A 25,819-nucleotide genomic window follows, 5' to 3' on the forward strand; every position below is an offset into this window, starting at 1 on the left:
AGGATCGTCTTCACCCGGCCAAGGTCGATCCCGATCATGACCGGCCTCGCGCCCGAAGGTCGATCAGGTCGGCAAATCTCGTATGCTTAGACGGCTTCGACGGAGGCCTCCGCCCGATGTCGATCTCGCGCTCGCTGCGGTAACGTTCGACGCTACCGCGATCGTGCTCTCGAAGGAGGCCTGTGCGGCCGTGCTCAAGAACCGCCGCGCTTATGCAGGATCGCCCCGATCCGATGGGCGAGATCGGCGATGGCGAACGGCTTGGCGATGATCTCCATGCGCGCGGCCAGGAAGGCCGACTGGTCAGCGGCCTGTTCGGCATAGCCCGTCATGAACAGGATCGGCAGGTCGGGACGTCGCTCGCGCGCGATGTCGGCGAGCTGGCGGCCGTTCAGGCCGGGCAGGCCGACGTCGCTGATCAGCAGGTCGATATGGCGGTTCGACTGCAGGATCGGCATGGCGTCGCGGCCGCTTTCGGTCTCGATCGCCTGATAGCCCAACTCCTCAAGAACTTGGACGACGAGCAGGCGCACCGAAGGATCGTCCTCGATAACCAGGACGGTTTCGCCAGAACCCGCGCCGGCGTTCATCGCGTCGTTCGTGGCCTGGTCGGCGATCTCGCCCCGGTGGCGGGGCAGATAGAGATGGATTGTCGTGCCTAAGCCTTGCCGGCTTTCGATGCGGACGTGGCCGCGCGACTGCTGGACGAACCCGTAGATCATCGACAGCCCCAGGCCCGTGCCCTGGCCGAGCGGCTTGGTCGTGAAGAAGGGATCGAACACCTTTTCCAGCACGTCCGGCGGCATGCCCGAGCCGGTGTCGGAAACCCTCACCTCCACATAGTCGCCCGGCTCGGCGCGGTCGCTGTGGACGAGCGCCTCGGCGGGCAGGGTCACGTTGTGGCTTGAGATCGTCAGGCGGCCGCCGGTCGGCATGGCGTCGCGCGCATTGATCGCCAAGTTGAGGATCGCGCTTTCCAGCTGGTTGTCGTCGGCCAGGGCGGGCCAGAGATCCTGGTCGGCGGCGATGCGAAGCTGGATCTGCTCGCCCAGCGTGCGGAGCAGCAGATCGCCCATCGACTCGGCCAGGGCGCCGACATCGAGCGGCCGGCTGTCCAGCGTCTGGCGACGGGAGAACGCCAGCAGGCGATGGGTCAGCGCCGCCGCCCGCTGCCCCGACTGCATGGCCGCCTCCAGGAAGCGATCGATGTCGGCGATACGTCCCTCCGCGATGCGCCGGCGAACCATGTCGACGCCGCCCATGATGCCGGTGAGCATGTTGTTGAAGTCGTGCGCCAGTCCGCCGGTCAACTGGCCCACGGCCTCCATCTTCTGGCTCTGGCGAAGCTGGTCTTCGAGCAGCTTGCGCTGGGTGATGTCGCGCCCGACGGCATAGACGGCGTCGCCCTCGGGCAAGGCGGTCCAGTTGATCCAACGATAGTCGCCGTCCCGCGTGCGGACCCGGCAGTCGAAATCGGCGAGCGGCTCGCCATGACGCAGGCCGGCGGCCTTCTCCAGGGCCTGGGCGAGGTCGTCCGGGTGAACGAGCTGGCCCATGGCCGTGCCGACGAGGTCAACCGCTGAGTAGCCGAGCAGCTTTTCCCATGCCGGGTTGACGGCGCGGTAGACGCAGTTGGTGTCCGTGATGCTCAGGAGGTCGCGCGACAGTTTCCAGACGCGATCGAGTTCCTGGGTGCTGGTTTCGACGCGAACCTCAAGCGCCTGCGTCAGCGCCCGCAGGCGGGCTTCCGTCTCCTTGGTTGCGGTGACGTCGTAGACCACGCCGATGAAGCTGAGGCCGCCGGCCGCCGCGGGCTGGTATTCTCCGCGCGCGGCCAGCCAGCGCTCCTCGCCAGTGTCGGCTCGGCGGATTCTGAATTCCTGGAAGGCGGGGCCGACCTCGTGATGGCCGTCGCGCCCGGCGATCAGAGGCGGATCGTCGGGGTGGACGACGGAGTTGATGGTGCGGACCGGCAGGCTGCTGGCCGGCTGGAGGCCCAGAAGTCGGCAGAAAGCTTCCGAAACCTCGGCCGTGCCGAAGCCGCTGAGATATTCGAAAGAGCCGACGCCGCCGGCCGTTTGGGCGATGCGCAGCCGCTCCTCGACCTTCTTCTGCTCGGTGATGTCGACCAGAACGCCGGTGAAGCGGGCAGGGGCTTCGGCGTCGTCGAGATAGGTCCGGCCTCGGGCGGAAACCCAGCGCAGCTCGCCGCCGGAGATCAGGCGATACTCCCGTGAGAACACCTCTGCGCCGTTCAGCGCGCCGGCGATGGCGATCTTCAAACGCATCCGGTCGGACGGATGCACGCCCTCGAAGAAGGCCGAGGTAGGCAGGCCTTCCGCGGCTTCCACGGGATCCAGCCGGTAGAGGTCGGCGAACCGGGCGTCGGCGATCAGCCGGCCCGAAGGAATGTCCCACTCCCAGGCTCCGGCCGCGCCGGCCACGCGCTGGGCCAGGCGAAGCCGCTCCTTGGCTTCGATCAGACGGCGCTGATTGACGCCCAACTGGTCGCCGACGGCCGCGTCCTGGTATTCCACGCTAACGTCGACCTGGGTGGCCAGCCGAAACGCGGGCGAGCCGCTGGCGTCGCGCAGGGTGGTGATGCTGATCCGGTTCCAGAACAAGGCGCCGTCGCGGCGTTGGTTGAGAAGATCCGCCGAGGCCGCTCCGCTGGACACCAGGTCTGCGGTCAGCTTGGCCAGGGTAGCCGCGTCGGTCTGGGTCGTCTGCAGGAAACGGCAGTTGCGCCCCACCGCCTCGCGGGCCTCGTATCCCGTCAGCACTTCGAACGCCCCGTTGACGAAGACGATGGGATCGTCCGGCTGGCGGGGATCGGTCACGGTCAGGGCGACGCCCGCGCCCGCCAAGGCGTCGAGCATCGGGCCGGCCAGGGCGCGCAGGGCGTCGAGGTCCGCGCTGGCGCCCCCTTCACGATGGCGGGTCGCTGGTCCGGCTAGATCGGTCATGACCTCACCACAACGCCAAGCTGGACAATAGGTTCAGACAGTGAGGGCATCAGCCGACGTCGCCCGCCACCCGCTCGATGAAGTCGTTGATGAGAGTCTTCAGGGCCTGCAGCGAAGGCAGGTCCATCAGCATCGCGATGTAGCCGCGGATGTCGCGGTCATTGATCGCGAAGTTGATGTAGAGGAAAAGCACCACGCCGCCATCGGCGTTCTCGTCCGACAGCGTGAACAGCGAGGCGCCGTCGCCGCGCAGCACTTCCGGCAGCGACATGGTCAGCGGCTGCTGCAGCATGTTGGCCATTGTGGCCAGGCAGCTGTTGAGAACGACGTTGCCGGTCTCGGCCAGCGCCTCGTTCTCCATCTCGGCGGCCTCGTCGACGGAAAGCGCGCCGCCGGTCACCGCGTGCACAAGGGCCATGCTGTTGGTCTCGGGGAAGATCAGCAGCGCGCGGCCCGAGAAGACGCCCTGGAAATCCTGACGGACGGCGACCAGTTCGCCGCTCTCGCGCTCGCGGATCAGCACGGCCGCGCCTTCACGAGTCATGACCTCGACGGCCGGCACCGACAGCAGCACCTGCTCACCGACCATCTTGCGCAGACTGCTCGCCGCGCGGCTGACGCCGATGTTGACCAGTTCGGTCAGGGCGTCGCGTTCCAGTTCTTCCAGGAAGATCGTGTGGGCGCTCATTGCGCCGCCGATCGCAGACGCAGGGCGGCGCCGGAGATGAAGCCGCGCATGCCGTCTTCGGTGACCGGCTTGGGAATGAAGGTCGCGCCGGCCTCGCGCGCCCGGGCGATGATTTCGTCCTGCACGTTGGCGGTGGCGATGGCGATCGGCATGTTGGGGAAGCGCCCGCGCAGTTCCTCGGCCAGTTCCAGGCCGTCGCGGCCGGGCATGTTGAAATCCAGCACCACGACGTCGATCGCCTGGCAGTCCAGAAGCGCCAGGGCCTCGTCGGCGCCGCTTGCTTCAAGCCTATTCCAGTCGGGCTGCAGCGCCGCGATGGCCTTGCCCACGACGATGCGGGCCAGCTTGCTGTCGTCGACGATCAGAACCGTCGTCCCCATGATACTCTCCAGTTCGCCGGCCTTCCGGGGCAATCGGCGTTACGACTATAACTTGGTCGGGCGGAGCCCGGCGAGCGCCGGCGCCAGATGGTCTTTCAAGAAGCCCTCCGTCGGCCACGCGACCACCGGACGGCCGAAGGCGAGCATGGCCTGGACGACTGCGGCATGCATGCCTTGGCAGGCGGCGAGGTCGAGCTTCGCCTCCGGCGCCTTGTGTAGCAAAGCCACCAGAGTCTCTGTGTCTTCTACCCGACACTGTCCTTCGAAGCGAATGACGTCGCCGTCCAGCCGCAGGCTCATCCGACCAACTCCTGAAGATCAAGCACCATCAGCACCGTCCCGTCCGCCAGCAGGGTCGAGCCGTTGACGCCCGGCGCGTTGACCAGCAGGCCGCTCATCGGCCGGATAGTGGCGTCCAGGCGATCGACGACGGCGTCGACGACGATCCCGACGGATTCGTCGCCGACCTTGGCGACGACGACCCTCAGCACCTCCGGCCGCGTAGGCCTGGAGGCGCCTACGAGGTCGGCCAGGTGGACCAGGGGTACGACCTGATCGCGCAGGACGAAGGCTTCGGTGTCGCGCACGGGCGTCAACTGGCCGATCGCGACGCGGGCCGTCTCGGCTACGCCCTCGATCGCCAGGCCGAACCGCTCGCCGCTACAGGTCACGACCATGATCTTGGTCAGCGCCATGCTGATCGGCAGGACTAAGCGGATGGTCGAGCCTTTCCCGACCTGGCTGGCGATCTCGACCCGCCCGCCCAGGCGCGCGACGGCCGAGCGGACGGCGTCCATGCCCACGCCGCGACCCGACAGATCACTGGCCGTCGCGGCGGTAGAAAAGCCGGGAAGGAAGATCAACTCCAGGGCGGCGCGGTCGTCCAGCGCTGCGGCCTGGCTCTCGTCGATCAGGCCCCTGGCGAGCGCCATGTCCTGGATTCGTCGCGGATCCATGCCCGCGCCGTCGTCGATCACCTCGATCACGACCCGGTCGCCGGCTGATCGGGCGGAAAGGCGCAGCGCGCTGGCGGCGCTCTTTCCCGACGCCTCCCGCATCGCGGGGGTCTCTATCCCATGGTCCAGCGCGTTACGCAGCACGTGCAGGAGAGGCTCGTACAGTCCGTCGACCACGGCCTTGTCGACCTCGGTCTCGCCGCCCTCGACCTCGAAGCTCACGGTCTTTCCCAGTGACCGCGCGACTTCGCGTACAAGGCGCGGGAAACGGTTGAACAGCGGGGCGAGGGGCGCCTGCCGGATCCGGCCGACCGTTCCGTGCAGTTCGCCGACAAGGCGGTCGAGCCTGGCCTGCTGCGCCCGCAGCGCCTGGGCCAGGACGTGGCCTTCGGCGAGGCGTTCGGCTTGCGCGGCCAGCAGCGCCAGCCCGCCCTTGGCGATCACGAGTTCGTCGGTGAGATCCGACAGGTGATCGACCCGTTCGGCCGCGACCCGCAGGGTGCGGACCTCGGCTTCCACGGTTTCGACACTGGCCGTCTGGGCGAGCTCCGACAGCACGACCTGATCGGCCACCAGGCGCAGGGCGGCCTCGACCGCTCCGCGCTCGGCCGTCGAAACGGCCTCCATGACAAGGTTGCAGGTGAAGGGATCATACCGGGCCAGATCGCCGAATGGCTCGCGTGGAGCGATCCGCAGATCGACGAGCCCCGGTACGGCTCGGATGATCGCGAGAGGATCGTCCCCGGCGAAATAGCAATCGGCGCGGGGCGTGTATCGGATCGCGACGCCGCCAAGTCTGGTCGTGACGGGATCGGTGTCGCTGGCCTCCGGCGGCGGGGCGCGGCCCATGAGCGCGGCGAGGCGTTTCTCGACCTGTTCGGCGCCGGTCTTCAGGACCGCGGATGCGGCCAATTCGTCCAGCCAGCGGTCGGTCTGATCCACCACCTCGATTAGCGCGGGCAAGGCCGCCGGATCGGCCGTCGCGCCGCTTCGCATGGCGCCCAGCAGGTCTTCCGCCGCATGCAGCAGGCGAACCATCGGCGGCAGGTCGAAGAGGGCGGCCGATCCCTTCAGCGTATGGATCGCCCGAAAACAGCTATCGAGCGCGATCTTGTCGGGGCCGCGCGCGAGCATCTGCAGGTCGTGCGCCGCCTGTTCGGTCAGATCCCGACCCTCGATCAGGAAATGCGGCAGAAGATCGTCGTTCAAGCCGGTCGCTCCGGCCGCTGATAGACTACGGCGTCGTCGAACCGGCGCGCGACGAACCGGTCGCTGATGCGGTTCATGGACTCCGTGTGGCCAAGGCATAGATAGCCGCCGGGCGTGAGCCGGTCGTAGAGGTTCCTGGCCGCGGCCAGCCGCGAGGCGTCGTCGAAATAGATCAGCACGTTGCGGCAGAAGATGACATCGAACTGGCCTTGCGCCGCCAGGGACGGTCCGTCGATCAGGTTGGCCGGAGTGAAGGTCACCGACTCCCGCAAATCGTCGATGATCTGCCAGCGATGGCGCTTGGCGGGCTCGAAATAGGCCTGCCGAAGCGCTTGCGGCAGGCGGGCGAGGGAGCGCTCGGCATAGGCGCCGGCGTGCGCGGCTTCCAACGCTCGGGTGTCGATGTCCGAGCCGACGATCTCAACGTTGTAGGCGTCGACCATGCGCCAGTTCTCGAGCAGCCAGATGGCGATGGAATAGGCTTCCTCGCCGGTCGAGCAAGGGGCCGACCAGATTCTGATCTTGTCGCCGGGCCGCCGCTTGCCGGCCAAGTCGGGCAGCAGGTCGCGGCTCAGGCAGGCCAGCTGGTGCTCTTCGCGATAGAAGTAGGTCTCGTTCACGGTGAACGCATTGATCAACGCCTCGCGCTCGGCTGGTTCGGCGCGCAGCACGCCGAAATAGGCGCCGAAGCTCGCGCAGCCGGTGGCGGCCATGCGATCGGCGACGCGTCTTTCGATGTAGTAGCGCTTGGATTCGCCGAACAGCATTCCGGTCTGGCGATAGAGGAAGTCGCTCAGCCGCTGCAGGTCTTCGGGGGCGAGGGGAGGCGAGCTCATCGCATCAGCATCTGGATGAGACGGCCGGCGATGTCGTCCAGGTCCTCGACGAAGTCCGCGCCGTCGGCCCTAACCAGTTCGCCTGGCATGCCCCAGACGACGGCGGAGGCTTCCGACTCCGCGATCGTGCGTCCGCCGGCGGCGCGCAGGGCCGCCATGGCGCCGGCGCCGTCGTTGCCCATGCCGGTCATCAGCACGCCGGCCAGCCGGTCGGCCGCCAGGTGGTCCATCGCGCTGACCATCAGCCGATCGACGCTCGGGTGCCACCGGTGCTTGGCGCTGGAAGGCGCGGGCAACACCACCAAGCCTTCGGAACGGCGGCTGACGATCATGTCGGCGTCGCCCCGCGCCACGTACACCACGCCTGTCTCGATCAGGGTCGGCGCCGTGACCTCGACCACCGACAAGGCGCAGAGGCCGTCCAGACGCGCGGCCAGAGAGCCGGTGAAGCTGGCCGGCATGTGCTGGGCCACCAGAACCGGCCACGGGAAGGTCTCGGGCAGATCGGACAGAACCACGTCGAGGGCGGCGGGGCCGCCGGTCGAGGTCCCGATCACCACCAGGCCGGACGGGGCGCCCGAGGCCGAGGATGTCGATCGCGTCACCGACGTGCGCTTCCTCGCGCCCGCCGCGCCCGTCGTTCGACGTGCGCGCAGGCGCTCGACCAGCCTGAGGGAGCTTCGCACGCGAGCCTTGGCGGCCAAGGCGACCGTGTCGATCAGTCTCGGGGCCAGTTCGTCCGCGGACAGCGACAGCACGCCGCCGGGCTTGGGCACGAAGTCGACGGCCCCGAGCTCGAGGGCCGTAAGCGTGGTCTCCGCGCCCTCGCTCGTCAGGGACGAGACCATGACGACAGGGCAGGGGCGCTCGACCATGATCCGGTCCAGCACCTCCAGTCCGTCCATCCCGGGCATCTCGACGTCGAGGGTCACCACGTCCGGCTTGAAGGCGTGCAGCCGTTCCATCGCCTCCACGCCGTCACGCGCGAACTCGACCTCGAAGTCGCCTTCGCGGAGTATTTCTCCGAGGACCCGGCGGACCAGGGCGGAATCATCGACGACGAGGATCCGGGTCACGAAGCGATCGACTTCGCCGTCAGGTCGCTCAGCAGGTCGGCCTCTGCGCGGTCCAGCAGGGCCTTGGGATCGATCAGCAGCACCACCTCGCCGTCGCGCTCGACGGCCTGGTCGAAGACCCGGCCGCCCTCGTCGGTCAGGTCGGGAGCCGGCAGGAGGTCAGCCGTATCGACTTCCAATATGCTGTCCACGCCGTCGACCGCGAAGCCGGCCTGCAGGGCGCCGATCGTAACCACCACGACCCGGCCCGCTCCCGTTGAGGGGCTGGTCACCGAGAACCGCAGACGCTGGTCGATCACCGGAACGACCTTGCCGCGCAGGTTCATCACGCCGCGCACATAGGTTGGCGCTCGGGGCAGGCGGCTCAGTGTCTCTGGCAGCCGCACCACTTCGTCCACCGCCGCGATCGGCAGGCCATAGCGTTCCTCGCCCAGGCGCAGCACCACGAAGCGCTCGCGCCGCGCGTCGCCGACGGGGGTGGCCATCTTAATCTCCTTGGAACCTGCGGCCGAGCCCAGCAGGCGTGCGACGCGGTCATCGGCCAGCAGCTTCTCCGGCGCGAGCACCGAGACCAGGCCCTTTCCGTCGGCCAGGCGCAGGACGGAGTCGATCCGAGCCTCGCCTTGCCCGCGATTGAAAAGGCTGGACGCTGGCCCCAACCTATCCTCGGGCGCGCGCAGGATCGCGCTGACCTCGTCGACGACCAGACCCAGTTCGTGACCGCCGACCCGGGTTACGACCAGCCGGTCCTTGTTCTGCTCGACGCGCCGGGGCAAGCCCAGGAGCCCGCGCAGAGACACGATCGGCAGTACGGTTCCACGCCGTTCCGACACGCCCAGCAGCAGTTCGTCGGTCCTGGGCAGGCTCGATACTTCGGCGGGGACAGCGCTCACGTCCAGCACCGACTCGATCGGCAGCGCATAGGGCTGCCCCGCCAGGTTGAAGCGCAGATAGGCGTACTCGTGAACAAGGGACCCGACCTTGGACGAATCGGTCCGCTCTGCGCTTTCGGACCGGGCAGCCGATCTGAAGGTCGCGAAGCGCGCGTCCAGGGCCGCGCCCAGGTCGAACCAGCGCGCGCCGTCCGCGTCGTCCAGCAGCAGGCGGCCGTCCTCGGGCGCGCCCGCGCCGTCCACGGTCTTCACCGCCTCGATCCCCTCGACCGCCAGGGCCAGCGGCGGCTCCCGGCGCAGCACGATGACGCGATCGACCGCCGCGACCTCGCCGCCCAACAGGCTGCTGAGGGAAACCACCGGCAGTACGCGGCCGCGCAGGTGCGTGACCCCGAGCAGCCCCGGAGGGCCGTGCGGCATCCGGGTGATGCGAGGGCCGCGGATCACCTCGACCACGCCTTCGGCGGCCATGGCGACCCTGGCGTCGCCGGCGCGAACGGTCAGCCGTTGGCATGACGCGGTCATGGTCAAGGCTTCGCGGTCTGCTGCAGTTCTCCGGCCAGCAACGCGACCTCCTCGATCGCGGCGGCCAGGTCCTCGGCGCCCTGCGACTGCTGGCGGGCGGCCGTGGCCGCCTGGGCCGCGGCCGCCGAGGCCTGCTCGGCGGCCGCGGCGATCTGCTGCACGCCGGTCAGTACCTGGGACGCGGCCGAGAGGATGGAGACGGACGCGCCGGCGATCTCCTCGGCCCCGACCTTCAGCGCCTCTACGTCGCCTGCGACGACGAGCAGGCGTTCTTCGATCACCCGATTGCGGTCGATCTCCAGCTCGGCCACCGCCAGGGTCTGGTCGACCTCGCGCCGCACCTTGCCGACCTGTACGCCGATCGTGGCGATCAGCTCCTTGACGGTGTCGGCGTTGGCGCCAGCGTCGCGGGCCAGGGTGCGGATATCGCCCGAAACCACCGCGAAGCCGCGTCCGGCGTCGCCGGCGCGGGCGGCCTCGACCGCGCCGCTGGTCGCCAGCATCGTCGTCTGGACGGCCACCAGGGCAAGCCCGTCGACCAGCCTACCGATCACGCCGATCTCGGTTTCCAGGGTCTCGATAAGGTCGCTAACGGCGAGGTTCTCTTCGGTGGCGCGCGAGACGCCCGAGACGAGGCCCGTGATGGCGGTGCGGCTCGCCTGAAGCTTGTCCTGCATGGCGGCAGCCCGTCCGGCGGCGGCTTCGCCGTTGGTGCTGGACAGCCGCGCGGCCTTTTCGATCTGAGACATGGCCGCGCTGGCCTGCTGGGTGGCGGCGGCCTGCACCTGGGCGCCCCGGCTGATCTGGTCGATCGCCACCAGAATTTCCCCGGCCGCGCCGGACAGTTCCTGGATGGTGGCCGACAGTTCTTCCGCCGCAGCCGCGGTTTCCTGCGCGGCTTCCGCCACGCCGTCTTCACCCGACAGCGTCTCCGCCATTTCCGACAATGTTTCGGCCGCGCCCTGGCTTTGGTCCAGCGACTGGCTCTGCTGCAGCACGGCACGTTGAGCCTCCGCGGCGGCGGCGGCCTGCTCTTCGGCGGCGCTGGAGACGCTCTCAGCGCCGCGCCGGGCCTCGTTGGCCGCGCCGACGGCTTCTACGGCGGCGATCAGTATGGCCTGACCGTCTTCGCTGAGGCGGCTCATCTCGTCGCGAATTTCGCCCAGGACGATCGAAATGCGCTCACCAGCAGTCGCTTCGCCCTCGGCCAAAATCGAGGCGGCGCGAAGGCGCTCGCCGATCTCCCGCACCCTGTCGGTGACACGCCCGGCGGCGGCGCGGATGTCCAGCGAACGCTTCTCGGCGGTTTCGGCCAGGGCGCGTACTTCGTCGGCGACGACCGCGAACCCACGTCCTTCATCTCCGGCGCGCGCGGCCTCGATCGCCGCGTTCAGGGCCAACAGATTGGTCTGGTCGGCCAGGTCGGCGACACCGGCCGTGATCTCGCCGATGCGCTCCACCTGCCGCTCCAGGGCGCCGACCGTATCGACGCTGGCCAGCTGGCGGCGGGCATTGGCCGCCACGGCCTTCACCGAGGCGCCGATCGCGGCGCCGGATTCCGACAGCAGGCCCTGCAGCGCCTCGGCGCGCTGGCGCGAGGTTTCGGCCCGCTCGCGCGCCACGCCGAAGGAAACGGTCATGTCGGTGATCGCCGCCAGGGATTCGTGAGCCGCGCCGGCCGCCTCCTCGGCGCCGCTGGAGATCTGCCCGAGAGTCCTGCGCAGTTCCTCCACGGCGCTGGCGGCCTGGATTATGCCGCTAGCCAGCTCCAGGGTCGCAGCCCCGATCCGTTCCGATGCGGTTTGGCGGCGGCTTGAGGGCTTGCGAGCGACCGTTCGTTTGACGGGAGCCGTCGGTGCGCCGTCCGATGCGCCGGCCGTGCGTTCCTTGGCCCGTCCGGCCAATCTCGTCGTCTTCACCAACGCCATGCGCCCACCCCTGCCTGCGACGCCACCGCGTCGCGATATCGCAGATGTCTGTTTGGCGCCGAGGGAGTAGTCAAGCTTGGGTCGGGAAGCCGGCCGTGCCTGGCTGTCCTGCTGTCATGCCGGAAACTCTCGCGGCGCGCCCTCCGTCCGCGACCCGATCCAACCTAGCTCGCGAAATCGCAAAAGGTTCCCGACACGAGGGCAAGCAACTATCCGCGGCCCTCGGGTCACCGTCGAGGCAGGGCGTAGGCGATCACATGGTCGCCCGCCGGGGTCTCCATGAAATGATGTCCGCCAGCCATGATCACCACGTACTGGCGACCGTCCTGCTCATAGACCATCGGATTGGCCTGGCCACCAGCCGGGAGCACGTCGCTCCACACGGTCTTGCCGGTCTCGATGTCTATGGCGCGGAACAGGTTGTCGGTCGCCGCGGCGATGAAGACGAGGCCGCCGGCGGTGACGACGGAGCCGCCGTTGTTCGGCGTGCCGATGTCGATCGGAAGCATCGATGGGATCCCGAACGGGCCATTGCGCCGCGCCGTGCCGAAAGGACGGTCCCACAGGGTCGCGCCGGTCTTCAGGTCGATGGCCCGGATGCCGCCGTAGGGAGGCTTCTTGCACAGCATGCCGGTGCCCGGCATCCGCCAGCCGGCATTGACGGCGATGGCATAGGGAACCCCCGTCTGCGGGTCGGCCGCGCCTTCGCCGCCGGGCTTGGAGGGCTTGGCGCGCGGATCGCCGCGGGGAAACCAGCCCTTGGCGTCAGCCACGGCGCGCGGGATCAGCTGGTTGTAGTTGGGCATGTCGTTGTAGTTGGCGACGATCACGCCGCGGCGCGGGTCCAGCGCTACGCCGCCCCAGTCCGAGCCGCCGTTGTAGCCGGGATACTGGATCCATCGGGCCTTGGCCTCGGGAGGCGTGTAGGGGCCCTTGTAGACTGCGCGCTTGAACTGGATGCGGCAGATCATCTGGTCGATGGGCGACATGCCCCACATGTCCTTCTCGGTCAGCGGGGCCTTGGCGAGGGTGTGGTAGAGCGAGAAGGGCTGGGTCTTGGCGCGCTCTGCCGGCTCGACGCCGCCGCCCGGGACAGGTCGTTCCTCCACCCTTGTCAGCGGCCGACCGGTGGCGCGGTCTAGCACGTAGATCTCGCCCTGCTTGCTGGGCAGGATGATCGCCGGAACGGTCCCGCCGGCCGTGGGAAAATCGACCAGCGTGCCTTGCGAGCCCAGGTCGTAGTCCCACACGTCGTTGTGAGCGGTCTGGAACTTCCAGCGCGGTTTGCCGGTCGTCACGTCCAGCGCCACCAGGGCCGAGGACCATTCCTTTTCGGCTGGGCGTCGCAGCGAGCTGTAGTAGTCGGCGGCCGAATTGCCCATCGGCAGATAGACCAGGCCCAGGGCCTCGTCGCCCGTGGCGGTCGTCCACATGTTGGGCGTGCCCGGGGTGTAGGTGCGGCCGGGCGGAGGCTGGGCGGAGATGTCGGGCGCCATCATGTCCCAGGCAAAGCGCATCTGGCCGGTGACGGCGTCATAGCCCTGGATCACGCCCGACGGCGCCCAGCGCTTCTGGCCGTCCAGCACCTGGTGGCCGGTAACGATGATCCCGCGCACGATGGTCGGAGCCGAAGTGATCGACACCATGCCCGGCACGACCTGGCCCATGCCGAGCTTGATGTCGACCTGACCGTTCCGGCCGAAACCCGGGCAGGGCTTGCCGGTGCGGGCGTCGACGGCGATCAGGCGACCGTCCAGCGTGCCCTCGATGATCCGCGTCGCGCAGGCCGCGCCTGGCGGGGCATCAGGCTGGGCGAAGTAGGTCACGCCACGGCAAGCGGCCGTGTAGGGGATGGCGTCCTTGGAGACCTTCGGATCGTAGGTCCAGCGCTGCTTGCCGTCGCGGGCGTCCAGCGCGAACAGCTTGTTCATCGCCGAGCACAGATAAACGCTGTCGCCGATCTTAAGCGGCGTGGTCTCGGCGCCGAATTTGTCGGGAATGTCGCCGGTGCGAAAAGTCCAGGCGCGCTCGAGCTCGCCGACATTGGCCGGGGTGATCTGGGCGGCGGCCGAGAAGCGCTGGGCGTCGTGCGAGCCGCCATAGGCGATCCAGTCGCTGCCCATCGCCCGGCCCGGGCCGGCTATGGGGGGCGGCAGGGGCTTGGCCGGCGCGGCGCGGTTGGCCATGGCGACGACGCCGCCGCCGGCTCCGACCAGCAGGACGAAAGCCGCGAGGCTCGCCAGCATCGACTTGCCGCCATGTCGGGTCAGCGCCGGCAATGACAGAATGACCAGCAGCAGGATCACGAGCGGCGCGACCAGACGCGGCACGAGGCTCCAGCCGTCGAGCCCGGCCTCCCAAACCGCCCAGATGAGGGTGACGGCGAAGACCGCCAGATAGGCCACGGCGCCCGCGAACCTGAGGCGGGCGAGCAGAAGGCCCGAGGCGAGCAGACCGACGCCGGCGACGACGTAGTAGGGAGACCCTCCCAGCACCGTCAGCCAAGCGCCGCCGATACCCAGCACGAGGCCGATGAGAACCAGGAGCGCGCCCAGCAGGCGTACCGCGATCGACATGCTTCCCTCCGCCGCAGCTTGGTTCGACAACACCGGCGAGCGACGGGCGTTCCTCCACGCGGTTCTGAACCTAGAGGCGCCTGGCGTGTTCAGCCGTCATGACCAACACCTCGCTCATCCCCTCCGCCCTGATCGGCGCCGTCGCAAGCGCGCGATCGATGACACCCATGGCGACGATCGCGTCGGCGCGACTCGTCCATCGCGCCGTTCCTGGCAAGCTGGTGCTGCTCGACCATCCTCTGTTCAAGTTCGGCGCCCTGGCCATGGGGATCGGCGAATTGCTGGGCGACAAAATGAAATCCGCGCCCGACCGGACGGTGTTCCTGGGCCTCCTCGCCCGCGTCGCCAGCGCCGGCATAGCCGGAGCGGCCCTGGCGCCGCGCGGCCGCGAACGCGCCGGGGCCGGGGTGGCGATCGCCACGGCCGTGCCGTTGGCCTATCTGACCTTGGCCGCCCGCAAACGGGCCATGTCGAAGTTCGGCCAGACGCCAAGCGGTCTGGTGGAGGACGCGCTGGTGGCCGCCGTGGGCATCGCCACGGTCGCGTTCTTCACTCGCCAGCGCTGAGCGGCGCGGCTCAGCCGCCTCAAGCTACGCTTCTGCGCGCCGGCAGTCGGCCGAAGTGTTCTCATCCGAGGAAATCCACATGACCGATCAGGACCCCAGCGAGCCACAGGAAAATCAGTCTCCGGCGACGCGACCCGGCGGCCTGGAGGCCCCGCAGCACCCGGCGCTCGATCCGAACCAGAAGACCGACGCCACCCATGACCCGACGGCCGGAGACCCCGGCAACGGCGCCGACTAGGCCGCTCTTACCGCACGGCCCGAAGCCGTGGCACGCTATAGGCGGGGATCAGGGCCATGGGTTCGCGCTCGCCGCCATCAGCGGCGAGCCAGCGCGCCAACTGGCGCAACGCCACGGGGGCGCAGAGCGTACGATCGTCCTTGCAGGCTAGGATGTGCGGCTTGGCGTCCGGCTGGAATTCCACCTCCATGTCGAGCGCGCGGGCCGCGCCGCTTCCCGGCCTTTCGATGCTGGTCGGTCCCAACCGTTCGGCGCGATCCAGAACGAGGCGAACGGGCGCATAGCCGGCGCCGCGCAGGGCGGCGAGCGCCAGAAAGAGCTTTTCCTCGTAGTCGATCTCGACACTGGCCATGGCGCCCCTCCCCAGAAGCCAGGCCATGGACGCGCCGAACGCGAGTCCTGTCAACGCGGAGAGGGCGCGACCAAGGGTCTCATTCGATCGTCCACCAGAAAGGCGAGCCGCCCGTCAGGCGTGACAAAGACCTTCCGTCGGGAAGGGCGGCGTCGGCCCACCAAGTCGCGTCCGCCTTGGGCGCGCGGCCGAGGATACAGGTCTCGGCGCAGCGGATCGCCGCCACGACCAGAAGGCGGCGGTCGCCAGCCGCACGCTCGAAGCCGATTGCGCTTTCGGCGCGTGCGCCTTCGATCTGCAGCGGCGCCAGGGATGCCGTGAAGAGGTCAGGGTGTTCGCGTCTGGCGGTGAGCAGGTCATGGATCAGGGCCTGTTTCGTCGCGCCGTCGCGCCAGTCTTGCTCGCCGTTCTGTTCGAGCGCGGACCGGCGCTGGTCGTAGTCGACAGGCCGTCGGTTGTCGGGGTCCACCAGGCTGAAGTCCCAGAACTCCGTTCCTTGGTATAGGTCCGGTGCACCGGGCAAGGTCAGCTTCAGGCCGGTCTGGACGAGGCTGTTGGCGACGCCTGCGGGCGCGATGCGGTCGACGAAGGCGTGGGCGTTCTGCCGAAATTCACCTTCGTCTTCGGTCAGCAACCGCTGAAGATAGGTCTCGCAAGCTGCTTCGTAGGCCTCGTCCTGCACCGTCCACGAGGTCCGCAGTTTGGCCTCGCGCAGCGCCTTGCGCTGCCAGCCCGCCAGGCGGTCGGCGAAAGCGGCCATCGCCTTGGCGTCGTCGGGCCTCAGGTCCAGGGGCCAGGCCCCGACGATCATCTGGTGCAGCATGTGCGCATCGCCTGGGTCGACGCCCTCCAGCGGCGCCAGCGAAAGCCAGGCCTTGGCGCGTTCGGACCAAAGGTCGGGGATTTCGCTGAGCACCGCCAGCCGCGCGCGCACGTCCTCGCCGCGCTTATGGTCGTGCGTCGCTGTCGCCAGCAGGCTGCTTGGGAACGCTTCGCCACGCTCGGCGGCCCGTTGCAGGAACCGCTCCGGGGAGGTCGAGAAGCGCCCGGGATCGAAGCCGACGTCGTTGCGTGATAGCAGCCGGCCGTAGCGATAGAAGGCGGTGTCTTCCACGGCCTTGGCCGCCACGGGCGCTGACAGCTGTTCCAGGCGGCGGATGGCGTCGGCCCGAAGATCGGCGGGAACCTCGCCCTGTCCGGATAGCCAGGCGGCGATTTGATCCAGCGCGGGGGCGGAGGCTGGTTGCGACGCCTTGGCGCGCGCGAGGGCCTCGGCGGGCGCCAGCTGGGTGTCGGCGGCGTAGGTTCGATAGGTCCTGAAGGCTTCGACCAGCGCAGCCAGGGCGCGTCGCAGAGCGGGGAGGGGCAGGTCGCGCGTGGCGATGTCAGAGCGCGCCAGCCGGTGGAAGGCGATCGCTGCGGCGTCCAGTTGGCCGGCGAAGCCGCCAGCCAGGATCTCGCGCCGGGCCATATGTTCCTCGGCCTCGAAATCGGCTGAACGTCCGCTGATCTCCTGCCAGAGCGCGGCCAAAGGGGCTGCCCCCTTCGGATCGTGCTGCAGGGCCGAGATCTCGTTCATGACCTCGTAGCCGGTGGTCCCGTCCACGCCCCAATTCGAGGCCAGGGCCTCGTCAGCGCCGAGGATCTTCTCGACCACCAGCCACGGCGTGCGCCCCGGATCGGCCGAACGCAACGCCTCCCGCAGCCGTCGGCAATAGGCCGGCGGATCGGCGAGGCCATCGACATGGTCCACCCGCAGGCCATCGATCAGGCCCTCGCGATAGAGGCGAAAGGGAAGGGCGTGCACTGCCTCGAAGACGGCGGGATCCTCGATGCGCAGGCCGGCCAGTTCGGTGATGTCGAAAAAACGCCGCCAGTTGATCGCGTCGCCGGCCGTCCGCCACCAGGCCAGGCGATAGTGCTGGCGCTCGAGAAGGTCGTGCAACCGCGCGCGGCCTTCGGTGGTCTGCGGGTCGTAGGCGGCGAGGCGGGTGGGAACCAGGTCCTCGATCCGCGACACGCCGGCGGTTGAGAGAACCTCGGCATAGTCGCAGCGGCGTAGCGGAAACCGGTGGGTGTCGTGGGCCAGGACCGAAATACGGCCTGGTTCGACGCCCAGCCGGATCGCGCCGCACGACAGAGCCTCTGCGTAGGGGGCGCCCAGGAACGGCGCCAGCAGCTTGCCGGTCAGCTCGGGATCGGCCGGTGCCCAATCGATGTCGAACATGCGGGCAAAGGGGCTGGCGCGGCCGTTTTCCAGGACGTCCAGCCACCAGGCGTTGTCGCCGCCGCCGACCGCCAGGTGGTTGGGCACGATGTCGAGGACGACGCCCAGGCATTCGGCCCGTAGCGCAGCGACCATGGCGCGAAAGCCGTCCTCCCCGCCCAGCGCCGGATTGATCGTGGAGGGGTCCACGACGTCGTAGCCGTGCATCGAACCGGCCCGCGCCGTGGCGATCGGCGAGGCGTAGACATGGCTCACGCCGAGCTTGGCCCAGAAAGGCGCCAGGCCGGAGGCGTCTGCGAAGGTGAAGCCGGCGTGGAACTGCACGCGATAGGTGGCGGACGGTTTCATCGGGGTCTCTGGGCGTTCAGGCGAGCCAGGCGGCGGCCGACGTCGGGCGCGCTCAGCAGCGCCTGGCTCGTCGTCGGCAGCCGCCGCCGCCAGTTGGGGTGGACGTCGACCACGCCGGGGAGGTTGGGTTGCTCCTCCAAGCCGAGCAGGTCTTCGATGGGGATGAGGGCGAGCTCGCACGGGGTCTGGCCGACCACGGCGAGCGCGGCGTCGACGACTGGATCGGGCGCTTCCGGCGCCGGCGTCACGCCGTCGGCGAGCCCGGCCTGGGACGCCATCTTCCAGAAAGCGGCGCGGTCTTCGCTACGCTGTTCGCGTTCGTCGTCGCGATCGCCGGGCGCGCCCAGATGCGCGCGCCAGTCGATGTCGCGCCCGCGCCACCAGCCGGCTGTCGGCGGCAAGTCGTGGGTGCTGGTCATGGCCACGGCGCGGCGGTCCCAACCCTGGGGCGGGGTGAAGGCGCCGGCCTCGTCGCGCTCGAAGGGCAGCACGCGCATGCCCAGCAGGCCATGCTCGTCGAGGTCGGCCCTAAGCCCGGGCGGCACCACGCCCAAATCCTCGCCAATGACCACCGCGCCGGCGCGATGCGACTCGAGCGCGATCAGCGGCAGCAGGTCTTCGATGGGATAGCGCAGATAGGCGCCCTGGTCGGCCGAGGCGCCGTCCGGGATCACCCACAGGCGGCCCAGCCCCAGAGCATGATCGATGCGGACGCCGCCGGCATGGCGCAAGGCCGCGCGAAGCGTTTCGAGGAAGGGCCGATAGTTGGCGGAGAGGAGGGCGTCGGGGGCGAAGCTGGTCAGGCCCCAACCCTGTCCCGCGGCCTGGAAGGCGTCGGGCGGCGCGCCCAGCGTCAGGCCGAGCATCAGTTCATTGGGTCGTCGCCAGGCATGCGAACCGCCGGGATCAAGACCGACCGCCAGGTCGGCAATGAGGCCGATGCCCATGCCCGCGCTCTTCGCCTCAGCCTGCGCCTGCTCCAGACCCAGGTCCGCCAGCCACTGCGCGAAAAGGAAGAAGCCGACCCGATCGCCCAGTCCCAACCGGCCGACGGCGGTCTCCGCAAGGGCGACGTCCCGATACTCCGTGGGCCAGCGACGCCACCCTCCCGCGCCGAAGATGTGGCCGAGGCGTTCGTCGAGCGCTTCGAAGATGGCGTGGCGGCGAAGCTCGGCGCCGCCGGCGGCGATGAAGTCTTCGAAGCGCCGATCACCGGCGAAGGCGTGATAGGCCGCGTTCAGTCGCGCCGCCTTGGCCCGCGCCGCATCAGACCAGGCGATCAGCTCGGGTCCGCCCGGCGGCAGGGGCGCGACGCCGAGTGCGGCCGGATCACCATAGAGGATGTTCAGGTGGTCGCGGCTCGATGGCGAATAGGGGCTGCATCGTTCTGGCGCGGCAGGAAACAGCGCGTTCGTCGGGCTGATCGCCAGGGCGTCGGCGCCGGCCTGGCCTGCAGCGCGGGCGAAGACGGCCAGGGACGCGAAGTCGCCGAATGCGCCATGGTCGCGTAATCCATAGATTTGGGCGGTCAGGCCCCAGGCGTCGCGGCCGAGCAGGTCGCGCGGCGTGACGCAGCGCGGGGGACAGACCGCCAGCGTCATCAGGCGGTCGTCCAGTTCCAGTGTGTGGTAGCCCGGCTGGGAGATGTTCAGCGTCAGTTCGTCGCCGTCGCGCATGGCGTCGAGCCGGCGTCCGTCTTCCAGCGTCACATGGGCGCGAGCGGCCCCAGTGAACGTGATCGGCGCATCGACGCCTACGATCAGCATGTCGGGGGAGGGGCGGTTTCGCAGGGCCGCCAGAGCCTCGCCGGGCGCGGCGACATCGTGGCCGAGGGCGGACAGCACCGCGCGGACAGTATCCAGCTCTACCCGGCGTTCGCGACCGTCGAAGTCGGTCCAGTCGACCAGGACGCCGACCGCGTCGGCCAGCGCCAGAAGTTCACTATCGCTCATGGTTCTTGCGCCAACCAGGCGGCGAAGGCGGCGGGCGGCAGCTGGCCATCGCTCGGAGCATCGCCCACGACCACCAGCGGAGGTCCCGGGGGCGCCGGCGACAGGGGCGCGGCTGCGTCGCCGAGATTGACGGCCAGGATGTAGGTCTTGTCCCCCAGCCGCCAGGCCGCCTGCACAGCCTTGGGGCCGATGGCGCTGGCCCCCAGGCTGATCGCGCTGTCGAGATGCGGCGCGAGGTTGTCGCGGCGCAGGCGCAGCAGATGGCTGATCAGCTCGCGCCAGCGCTCGGCGTCAGGACCGGCGAGCGGACGCGACGCCTCGAAGGTGGACGGCGCGTTGGGGTCGGGAATGGCCTCGCGCGATTGCGGGTCGGCGAAGGCCGGGAACTTGGCGAACTCCCGCCGCCGGCCCTCGCGCACGGCGTCGGCGAGGTCGTCGTGGAAGTCGGTGAAGAACAGGAAAGGCGTTTCCGATCCGCTGTCCTCGCCCATGAACAGCATCGGAATCTGCGGCGACATCAGCAGCAGACCCATGGCCGCCCGCAGGCGATCCTGCGAGACCAGCGTCGTCAGACGCTCTCCCAGCGCCCGGTTGCCGATCTGGTCGTGGTTCTGCAGGAAGTTGACGAAGGCGGTCGGCGGCAGATGCGCGCTCGCCCCGCCGCGGGGCTTGCCGTCGTGGTTGGGCGAGCCTTCTCCCTGGTAAATGAAGCCCTCGGCGAGGCATCGCGCCAGGCGCTCGGCCGGCCGGTCGGCGAAGTCCTGGTAGTAGCTGCTTGTTTCGTCGGTCAGCAGCACGTGCAGCACGTTGTGGAAGTCGTCGTTCCACTGAGCGTCGAAGCCGCGCGTCAGGCGCTCGGCGTCGTTGGCCTCGTTCTCCAGCACCAAGTGGATGTGGCGATCCGGGAAGCGGGCTCGAACCTCGGCGGCCAGTCGGTCCAGGAAATCGTTGTCGCCGATCGCATGCACGGCGTCGAAGCGCAGGCCGTCGAAGCGAAAGGTCTCCAGCCAATGGATGGCGTTGTCGATGAAGAACCGCGCCACCGGCTCGCGCCCGAAGGCGATCGCCGGCCCCCATGGCGTTTGGCGCGCCTCGTCGAAGAAGTCCTTGGCGTAGGCTGGCAGGTAGTTACCGTCCGGGCCGAAGTGGTTGTAGACGACGTCCAGCAGCACCATCATGCCCAGGCCGTGGGCGGTGTCTACCAGGGCCTTGAGATCGTCCGGCGATCCATAGGCGCCGGCGGGCGCATAGGGCAGCACGCCGTCGTAGCCCCAGTTGCGTGAGCCGGAGAAGGCGTTGATCGGCATCAGCTGCACGACGGTGACGCCCAGCGCCGACAGATCCTGCAGCCGTTCGCTTACGCCCACGAAACCGCCAAGCGCGCCGGCGTGGACTTCGCAGATCACGGCGTCCGACCAGGCTCGCCCGAACCAGCCGGGGTTTCGCCAGGCGTAGGCGTCAGGTCCGACCAGGAGGCTCCAGCCGTGCACGTCTTCGGCCTGGGCCCGGGCTGCGGGGTCGGGCACGACGAGATCATCGTCAATGCGGAAGCGGTATTTCACGCCCGGCGCGGCGTCCGCATCGTGCTCGAACCAGCCCTCGCCAGCCGGGGTCATGGCGAACGCGCCGGTTCCATCGAGCTCGACGGCTACTCGCTTTCGGCCCGGCGCCCAGAGCCGAAAGCGCACCTGCGCGTCGTTCAGCCAATATGGTCCATGACCTTGGGTCATTCAGGCGCTCCGACCCCGCGCAGGATGACGGCCGCGCCGCCCGGCAGTTCGAGTTTGTCGTCGACCGGGCCGGGCTCGGCATCGGGTTCGGCGCTGTCGATCAGCCGCTCGAAGGTCAGGCCTTCGGTCGGAAGCACGAAGGTCAAGGACTCGGCCGCGCCGTTCATGGCCAGGGCGATCAGCTCTAGCGGCCCGTCGGGCAGGCGGCGGGCGCGGCGCATCAGCAGGGCGCGACCCTCGGGATTACGCCAGTCGTCCTCCGACAGCCGCTGGCCGCGTTCGTCGAACCATTCGATGTCGAGGACGCCGGGCGCGATCTCGTCCTGGCCGTACAGGAAGGCGCCGGCGCGCAACAGGGGGTGGGCCTTGCGCAGGGCGATCAGCCGGGCGGTGAAGTCGATCAGCGCCTGGCCCGGGTCGCTGGCGGCCAGGCTCCAGTCGAACCAGCTGATCTCGTTATCCTGGCAATAGGCGTTGTTGTTGCCGTTCTGGGTGCGGCCGAACTCGTCGCCGCCCAGCAGCATGGGCGTGCCCAGCGATGCCATCAGCGTCGTCAGCATCGAGCGCCGCACCCGATCGCGGTGGTCCTGGATGGCCAGGTCGTCGGTGGGGCCTTCGGCGCCCCAGTTGCGGGAGTAGTTCTCGCTGTGGCCGTCCTGGCCGTTTTCGCCATTGGCCTCGTTGTGGCGGCCATCGTAGCTGACCACGTCGTTCAGCGTCATGCCGTCGTGGGCGGTCAGCATGTTGACGCTGGCCCAGGGACGGCGGGCGCGGCGGTCGAAGAGGTCGCCCGACCCCGACAGGCGGGCGGCGAGGTCGGGACGCTGGTCGGCGTCGCCCTTCCAGAAGCGGCGCGTGGTGTCGCGGAACTTGTCGTTCCACTCGGCGAAGCTGGGCGGGTGCTGGCCCAACTGGTAGCCGCCAGGACCGATGTCCCAGGGCTCGGAGATCAGCTTAAGGCGGCCCAGCACAGGATCTTGCCGCAGAACGTCGAAGAAGGCCGCGCCCGGCGAGAAGCCGGCGTCGCCCTCGCGACCCAGGGTGACGCCGAGGTCGAAGCGGAAGCCGTCGATCCGGAACGACTGGGCCCAGTAGCGCAGGGAGTCGGCGACCATCTGCACCACCCTGGCCGATGCCATGTTGAGGCTGTTGCCAGTGCCGGTGTCGTTGATGCAGTGGCGCGGGTTGTCGGCCAGCAGCCGGTAATAGGTGGCGTTGTCCAGGCCCCGCAAGGACAGGGTCGGCCCCAGTTCGCTACCCTCGGCGGTGTGGTTGTAGACCACGTCGAGGATGACCTCGATGCCGCTGGCGTGCAGGCGGCGCACGGCCAGGCGGAACTCGTCGTGGCTGCCGGTCGCCAGGTAGCGGGCCTCCGGCGCGAAGAAGGCCAGGGTGTTGTAGCCCCAGTAGTTCGACAGGCCGCGCTCCTGCAGGAAACGGTCCTGGGTAAAGGCGTGTACCGGCATCAACTCCAGCGCCGTAACGCCCAGGCGCTGCAGGTGGGCGATCACCTTGGGATGGGCGAGCGCCGCGAACGTGCCGCGCTCCGACGGCGTGACCTCTTCGAGCAGGGCTGTCAGGCCCTTGACGTGGGCCTCGTAGATCACCGTCTCTGACCACGGCGTGTTTGGCCGCCGGTCGCCGTCCCAGTCGAAGGCGTCGGCCGAGACGACCGCCTTTGGCATGGCCGGAGCGCTGTCGCGGCGGTCGAAGCTGAGGTCGCTCCGCGGTGAGCCGACGTGATAGCCGTGCAGGGCGTCGGTCCAGCGCAGCTGGCCGGCCAGCCTGCGGGCATAGGGGTCGAGCAGCAGCTTGTTGGGATTGAACCGGTGGCCCTGTTCGGGCGCGTAGGGTCCATAGGCGCGGAAGCCGTAGAGCTGGCCGGGGCGAGCGTCGGGAAGATAGCCGTGCCAGACCTCGTCTGTGCACTCGGGCAGGGGAAAGCGCGCTATCTCCTTGCGGCCGGACGGGTCGAACAGGCACAGGTCGATCCGCTCGGCGTTGGCGGAGAACACGGCGAAATTGACGCCGAGCCCATCGAAGGTCGCGCCCAGGGGGTAGGGAGCACCGGCTTCGAGGCGTTCAGGCAGTGGGGTCAAGCTTCAGGGTCCTTCATAGCGCAGGAAGATCGCGGCCAGCGGGGGCAGGGTCAGCTCGACCTGCTCGCCGTCGCCGACGGAAAAGCTCGTGACGCCGCCCTGGTTGCCAAGATCGCTTCCGCCGTAGATCGCGGCGTCGGAATTGAGGATCTCGGTCCAGCGGCCGGGCAGAGGAACGGGCACGCGCCGGCGCTCGTGCGGCGCGGGCGTCATGTTGACGGCCACGACCAGCGGCGTGCCGCCGTGAAACGAACGCCGCTCGAACAGGAAGACGCCGTCGCCTTCGTTGTTCTCGGCGATCCAGGAAAAGCCCCGGGGATCGGCGTCGGTGTGGTGCAGGGCGCCTTCGTCCCGGTAGATCCGGTTGAGATCGCCGACCAGACGCTGCAGGCCGCGGTGGTCGGCCTCTTCCAGCAGGGGCCAGTCCAGTTCGCGATCGTGGTTCCACTCGCGTAGCTGGCCAAGCTCGCCGCCCATGAACAGCAGCTTCTTGCCGGGATGAGCCCACATCAGCGCCAGCAGCGCCCGCAGATTGGCAAATTTGCGCCAGCGGTCTCCGGGCATCTTGGCCAGCAGCGCGCCCTTGCCGTGCACGACCTCGTCGTGGCTCAGCGGCAGGATGAACTTCTCGCTGAAGGCGTAGACCAGCCCGAAACCGATGTCGTCGCCGTGCCAGCCGCGATGCACCGGATCGCGGTGCATGTAGCGCAGGGTGTCGTTCATCCACCCCATGTTCCACTTGTAGGTGAAGCCGAGCCCGCCCTGGTCGACCGGTGCGGTGACGCCCGGCCATGAGGTCGATTCCTCGGCGATCGTGACGGCGGTGGGGAAGCGCTCGGCGATCGTTGCGTTCAGACGCTGCAGGAAGGCCACCGCCTCGAGATTCTCGCGACCGCCATGGATGTTGGGTTTCCACTGTCCAGGCGCGCGGCTGTAGTCGCGGTAGAGCATCGAGGCCACGGCGTCGACGCGCAGGCCGTCGATGTGAAATCGGTCCAGCCAATGCAGCGCCGAGGCGATCAGGAAGGCCTGCACCTCCTCGCGGCCGAGGTTGTAGATCAGGGTGTTCCAGTCCGGATGGAACCCCTCGGTGGGATCATCGTGCTCGTACAGCGCCGTGCCGTCGAAGCGTTCGAGACCGTGGGCGTCGTTGGGAAAGTGGGCCGGCACCCAGTCGAGGATGACGCCGAGCCCGGCCTGGTGGCAGCGGTCGACGAAGCGCGCCAGGGCCTCGGGCGAGCCGTATCGCGCCGAGGACGCGAACTGCGACAGCGGCTGGTAGCCCCAGGAGCCGCCGAAGGGATGCTCCATGATCGGCATCAGCTGCACGTGAGTGAAACCAAGGCCCGTGACGTAGGGGATCAGCTGCTCGGCCAGTTCGTCCCAGTCATGATGCTGGCGCTCGTCCCAGGGCCGCCGCCAGGACCCGGCGTGGACCTCGTAGATCGAGATCGGCGCGCCGGGGTGCTGGCGTTCGCCGCGCGCAGCCATCCAGGCATCGTCCCCCCAGGCGTGATCCAGCAGAGGGGCCACGATCGAGGCCGTGGCCGGCGGAGCTTCGGTCGCACGGGCCAGCGGGTCGGCCTTGCGGCGGATCACGCCGTCGGCGCCCTCCACCTCGAACGTGTAGCGTTCACCCGCGGCGAGGCCGGGAATGAAGATCTCCCAGACGCCTCGGTCATGGCGCAGCCGCATCGGATGACGCCGGCCATCCCAGTCGTTGAAGTCGCCGACAAGGCTGACGCTGCGGGCGTTCGGCGCCCAGACCGAAAAGGCTACGCCGTCTACCTCGTCCACCCTGCGTGGCGCCGCGCCCAGCCGTTCGGCAAGGCGAACTGGATCGCCGCCGCCGATCGCCGCCAAGTCCTGGTCGGAGAGAACCGGCCCGAAGCCGTAAACGTCCTCGATCTCCTGGGGACCGTCCGGCCAGATGATCCGCAGGCAGTAGGCCGAGCGGGCTTTCAATTCGCCCTCGAACAGGCCGGGAGAAACCTCCGTCAGGGTCGCCAGTCGGCGGCGGGTCTTGCGTGCAATGACCTCGACCGCCGCCGCACCCGGCTGATAGGCGCGCACCACCCCGCCATGCCGCCCCAGGAAGCCGAAAGGGTCGGCCGCCCAAGATCGCCCCGTCTCAACGCCCACCCGAATGCCTCCGCTATGCTGCGGGTGCACAACGGACGATCACGAAATCCGTGCCCGACAACATCAAAAAGAAAAGCACGGAACCCTTGGCCTCGCTTGCTGTTTCGCCGAACGTCTCATGGAGTTTCCTGG

At 69.0% G+C, this 25,819-nt stretch carries 18 protein-coding genes; 2 read left to right on the forward strand and 16 right to left on the reverse strand.

Going from position 1 to position 25,819, the window contains the following annotated elements; translation table 11 throughout:
- Positions 1–194: 194 nt before the first annotated feature.
- The 10 genes from DDF67_RS21820 to DDF67_RS21865 form a co-directional block, all read right to left on the reverse strand.
- Positions 195–2,966: a PAS domain S-box protein gene (locus DDF67_RS21820; protein ID WP_109454895.1), complete on the reverse strand. Its 2,772-nt coding sequence runs from the start codon at positions 2,964–2,966 to the stop codon at positions 195–197.
- Positions 2,967–3,015: 49 nt separating this feature from the next.
- Entirely contained in the window at positions 3,016–3,654 is a 639-nt protein-coding gene (locus tag DDF67_RS21825) for a chemotaxis protein CheX (protein ID WP_109454896.1), read from the reverse strand.
- Positions 3,651–4,034: a response regulator transcription factor gene (locus DDF67_RS21830; protein ID WP_109454897.1), complete on the reverse strand. Its 384-nt coding sequence runs from the start codon at positions 4,032–4,034 to the stop codon at positions 3,651–3,653. Before DDF67_RS21830 ends, DDF67_RS21825 begins: the two co-directional genes overlap by 4 nt.
- 45 nt (positions 4,035–4,079) lie before the next feature.
- Complete coding sequence (locus DDF67_RS21835) at positions 4,080–4,334, reverse strand: hypothetical protein (protein WP_109454898.1); 255 nt, start codon at positions 4,332–4,334, stop codon at positions 4,080–4,082.
- Positions 4,331–6,298: a chemotaxis protein CheA gene (locus DDF67_RS21840; RefSeq protein WP_109454899.1), complete on the reverse strand. Its 1,968-nt coding sequence runs from the start codon at positions 6,296–6,298 to the stop codon at positions 4,331–4,333. Before DDF67_RS21840 ends, DDF67_RS21835 begins: the two co-directional genes overlap by 4 nt.
- Complete coding sequence (locus DDF67_RS21845; protein ID WP_109454900.1) at positions 6,196–7,035, reverse strand: CheR family methyltransferase; 840 nt, start codon at positions 7,033–7,035, stop codon at positions 6,196–6,198. The genes DDF67_RS21840 and DDF67_RS21845 overlap by 103 nt, the downstream gene beginning before the upstream one ends.
- Positions 7,032–8,111, reverse strand: coding sequence for a chemotaxis-specific protein-glutamate methyltransferase CheB (gene cheB, locus DDF67_RS21850; protein ID WP_109454901.1), 1,080 nt, complete (start codon positions 8,109–8,111; stop codon positions 7,032–7,034). Before cheB ends, DDF67_RS21845 begins: the two co-directional genes overlap by 4 nt.
- A complete protein-coding gene (locus DDF67_RS21855; RefSeq protein WP_109454902.1) occupies positions 8,108–9,529 on the reverse strand; it encodes a chemotaxis protein CheW in 1,422 nt (473 codons plus the stop codon). The genes cheB and DDF67_RS21855 overlap by 4 nt, the downstream gene beginning before the upstream one ends.
- A 2-nt stretch (positions 9,530–9,531) precedes the next feature.
- Positions 9,532–11,457: a methyl-accepting chemotaxis protein gene (locus DDF67_RS21860; RefSeq protein ID WP_109454903.1), complete on the reverse strand. Its 1,926-nt coding sequence runs from the start codon at positions 11,455–11,457 to the stop codon at positions 9,532–9,534.
- Positions 11,458–11,684: 227 nt separating this feature from the next.
- Complete coding sequence (locus DDF67_RS21865) at positions 11,685–14,033, reverse strand: membrane-bound PQQ-dependent dehydrogenase, glucose/quinate/shikimate family (RefSeq protein ID WP_109454904.1); 2,349 nt, start codon at positions 14,031–14,033, stop codon at positions 11,685–11,687.
- Positions 14,034–14,200: 167 nt separating this feature from the next.
- On the opposite strand from DDF67_RS21865, the gene DDF67_RS21870 reads away from it, so the two are divergent.
- Complete coding sequence (locus tag DDF67_RS21870) at positions 14,201–14,599, forward strand: hypothetical protein (protein WP_233247734.1); 399 nt, start codon at positions 14,201–14,203, stop codon at positions 14,597–14,599.
- A 79-nt stretch (positions 14,600–14,678) separates the two neighbouring features.
- Complete coding sequence (locus DDF67_RS25650) at positions 14,679–14,837, forward strand: hypothetical protein (protein ID WP_158278098.1); 159 nt, start codon at positions 14,679–14,681, stop codon at positions 14,835–14,837.
- A gap of 7 nt (positions 14,838–14,844) precedes the next feature.
- Here the strand turns inward: DDF67_RS25650 and DDF67_RS21875 are convergent, their stop codons facing one another.
- From DDF67_RS21875 to glgB, 6 genes are all read right to left on the reverse strand, one after another.
- Positions 14,845–15,189 (reverse strand): hypothetical protein, encoded by a 345-nt coding sequence (locus tag DDF67_RS21875; RefSeq protein ID WP_109454906.1) that lies wholly within the window; start codon positions 15,187–15,189, stop codon positions 14,845–14,847.
- A gap of 79 nt (positions 15,190–15,268) precedes the next feature.
- A complete protein-coding gene (treY, locus tag DDF67_RS21880) occupies positions 15,269–17,764 on the reverse strand; it encodes a malto-oligosyltrehalose synthase (RefSeq protein ID WP_109454907.1) in 2,496 nt (831 codons plus the stop codon).
- Positions 17,761–19,716: a 4-alpha-glucanotransferase gene (gene malQ / locus DDF67_RS21885; protein WP_109454908.1), complete on the reverse strand. Its 1,956-nt coding sequence runs from the start codon at positions 19,714–19,716 to the stop codon at positions 17,761–17,763. Before malQ ends, treY begins: the two co-directional genes overlap by 4 nt.
- A complete protein-coding gene (gene treZ, locus DDF67_RS21890; RefSeq protein ID WP_109454909.1) occupies positions 19,713–21,446 on the reverse strand; it encodes a malto-oligosyltrehalose trehalohydrolase in 1,734 nt (577 codons plus the stop codon). The genes malQ and treZ overlap by 4 nt, the downstream gene beginning before the upstream one ends.
- Positions 21,443–23,545, reverse strand: coding sequence for a glycogen debranching protein GlgX (gene glgX, locus DDF67_RS21895; RefSeq protein WP_109454910.1), 2,103 nt, complete (start codon positions 23,543–23,545; stop codon positions 21,443–21,445). The genes treZ and glgX overlap by 4 nt, the downstream gene beginning before the upstream one ends.
- Before the next feature lie 3 nt (positions 23,546–23,548).
- Positions 23,549–25,687 (reverse strand): 1,4-alpha-glucan branching protein GlgB, encoded by a 2,139-nt coding sequence (glgB, locus tag DDF67_RS21900; protein ID WP_199229315.1) that lies wholly within the window; start codon positions 25,685–25,687, stop codon positions 23,549–23,551.
- Between the last annotated feature and the right edge of the window lie 132 nt (positions 25,688–25,819).

The organism is Caulobacter endophyticus (assembly GCF_003116815.1).
In the GTDB taxonomy this organism is placed as follows: domain Bacteria; phylum Pseudomonadota; class Alphaproteobacteria; order Caulobacterales; family Caulobacteraceae; genus Caulobacter; species Caulobacter endophyticus.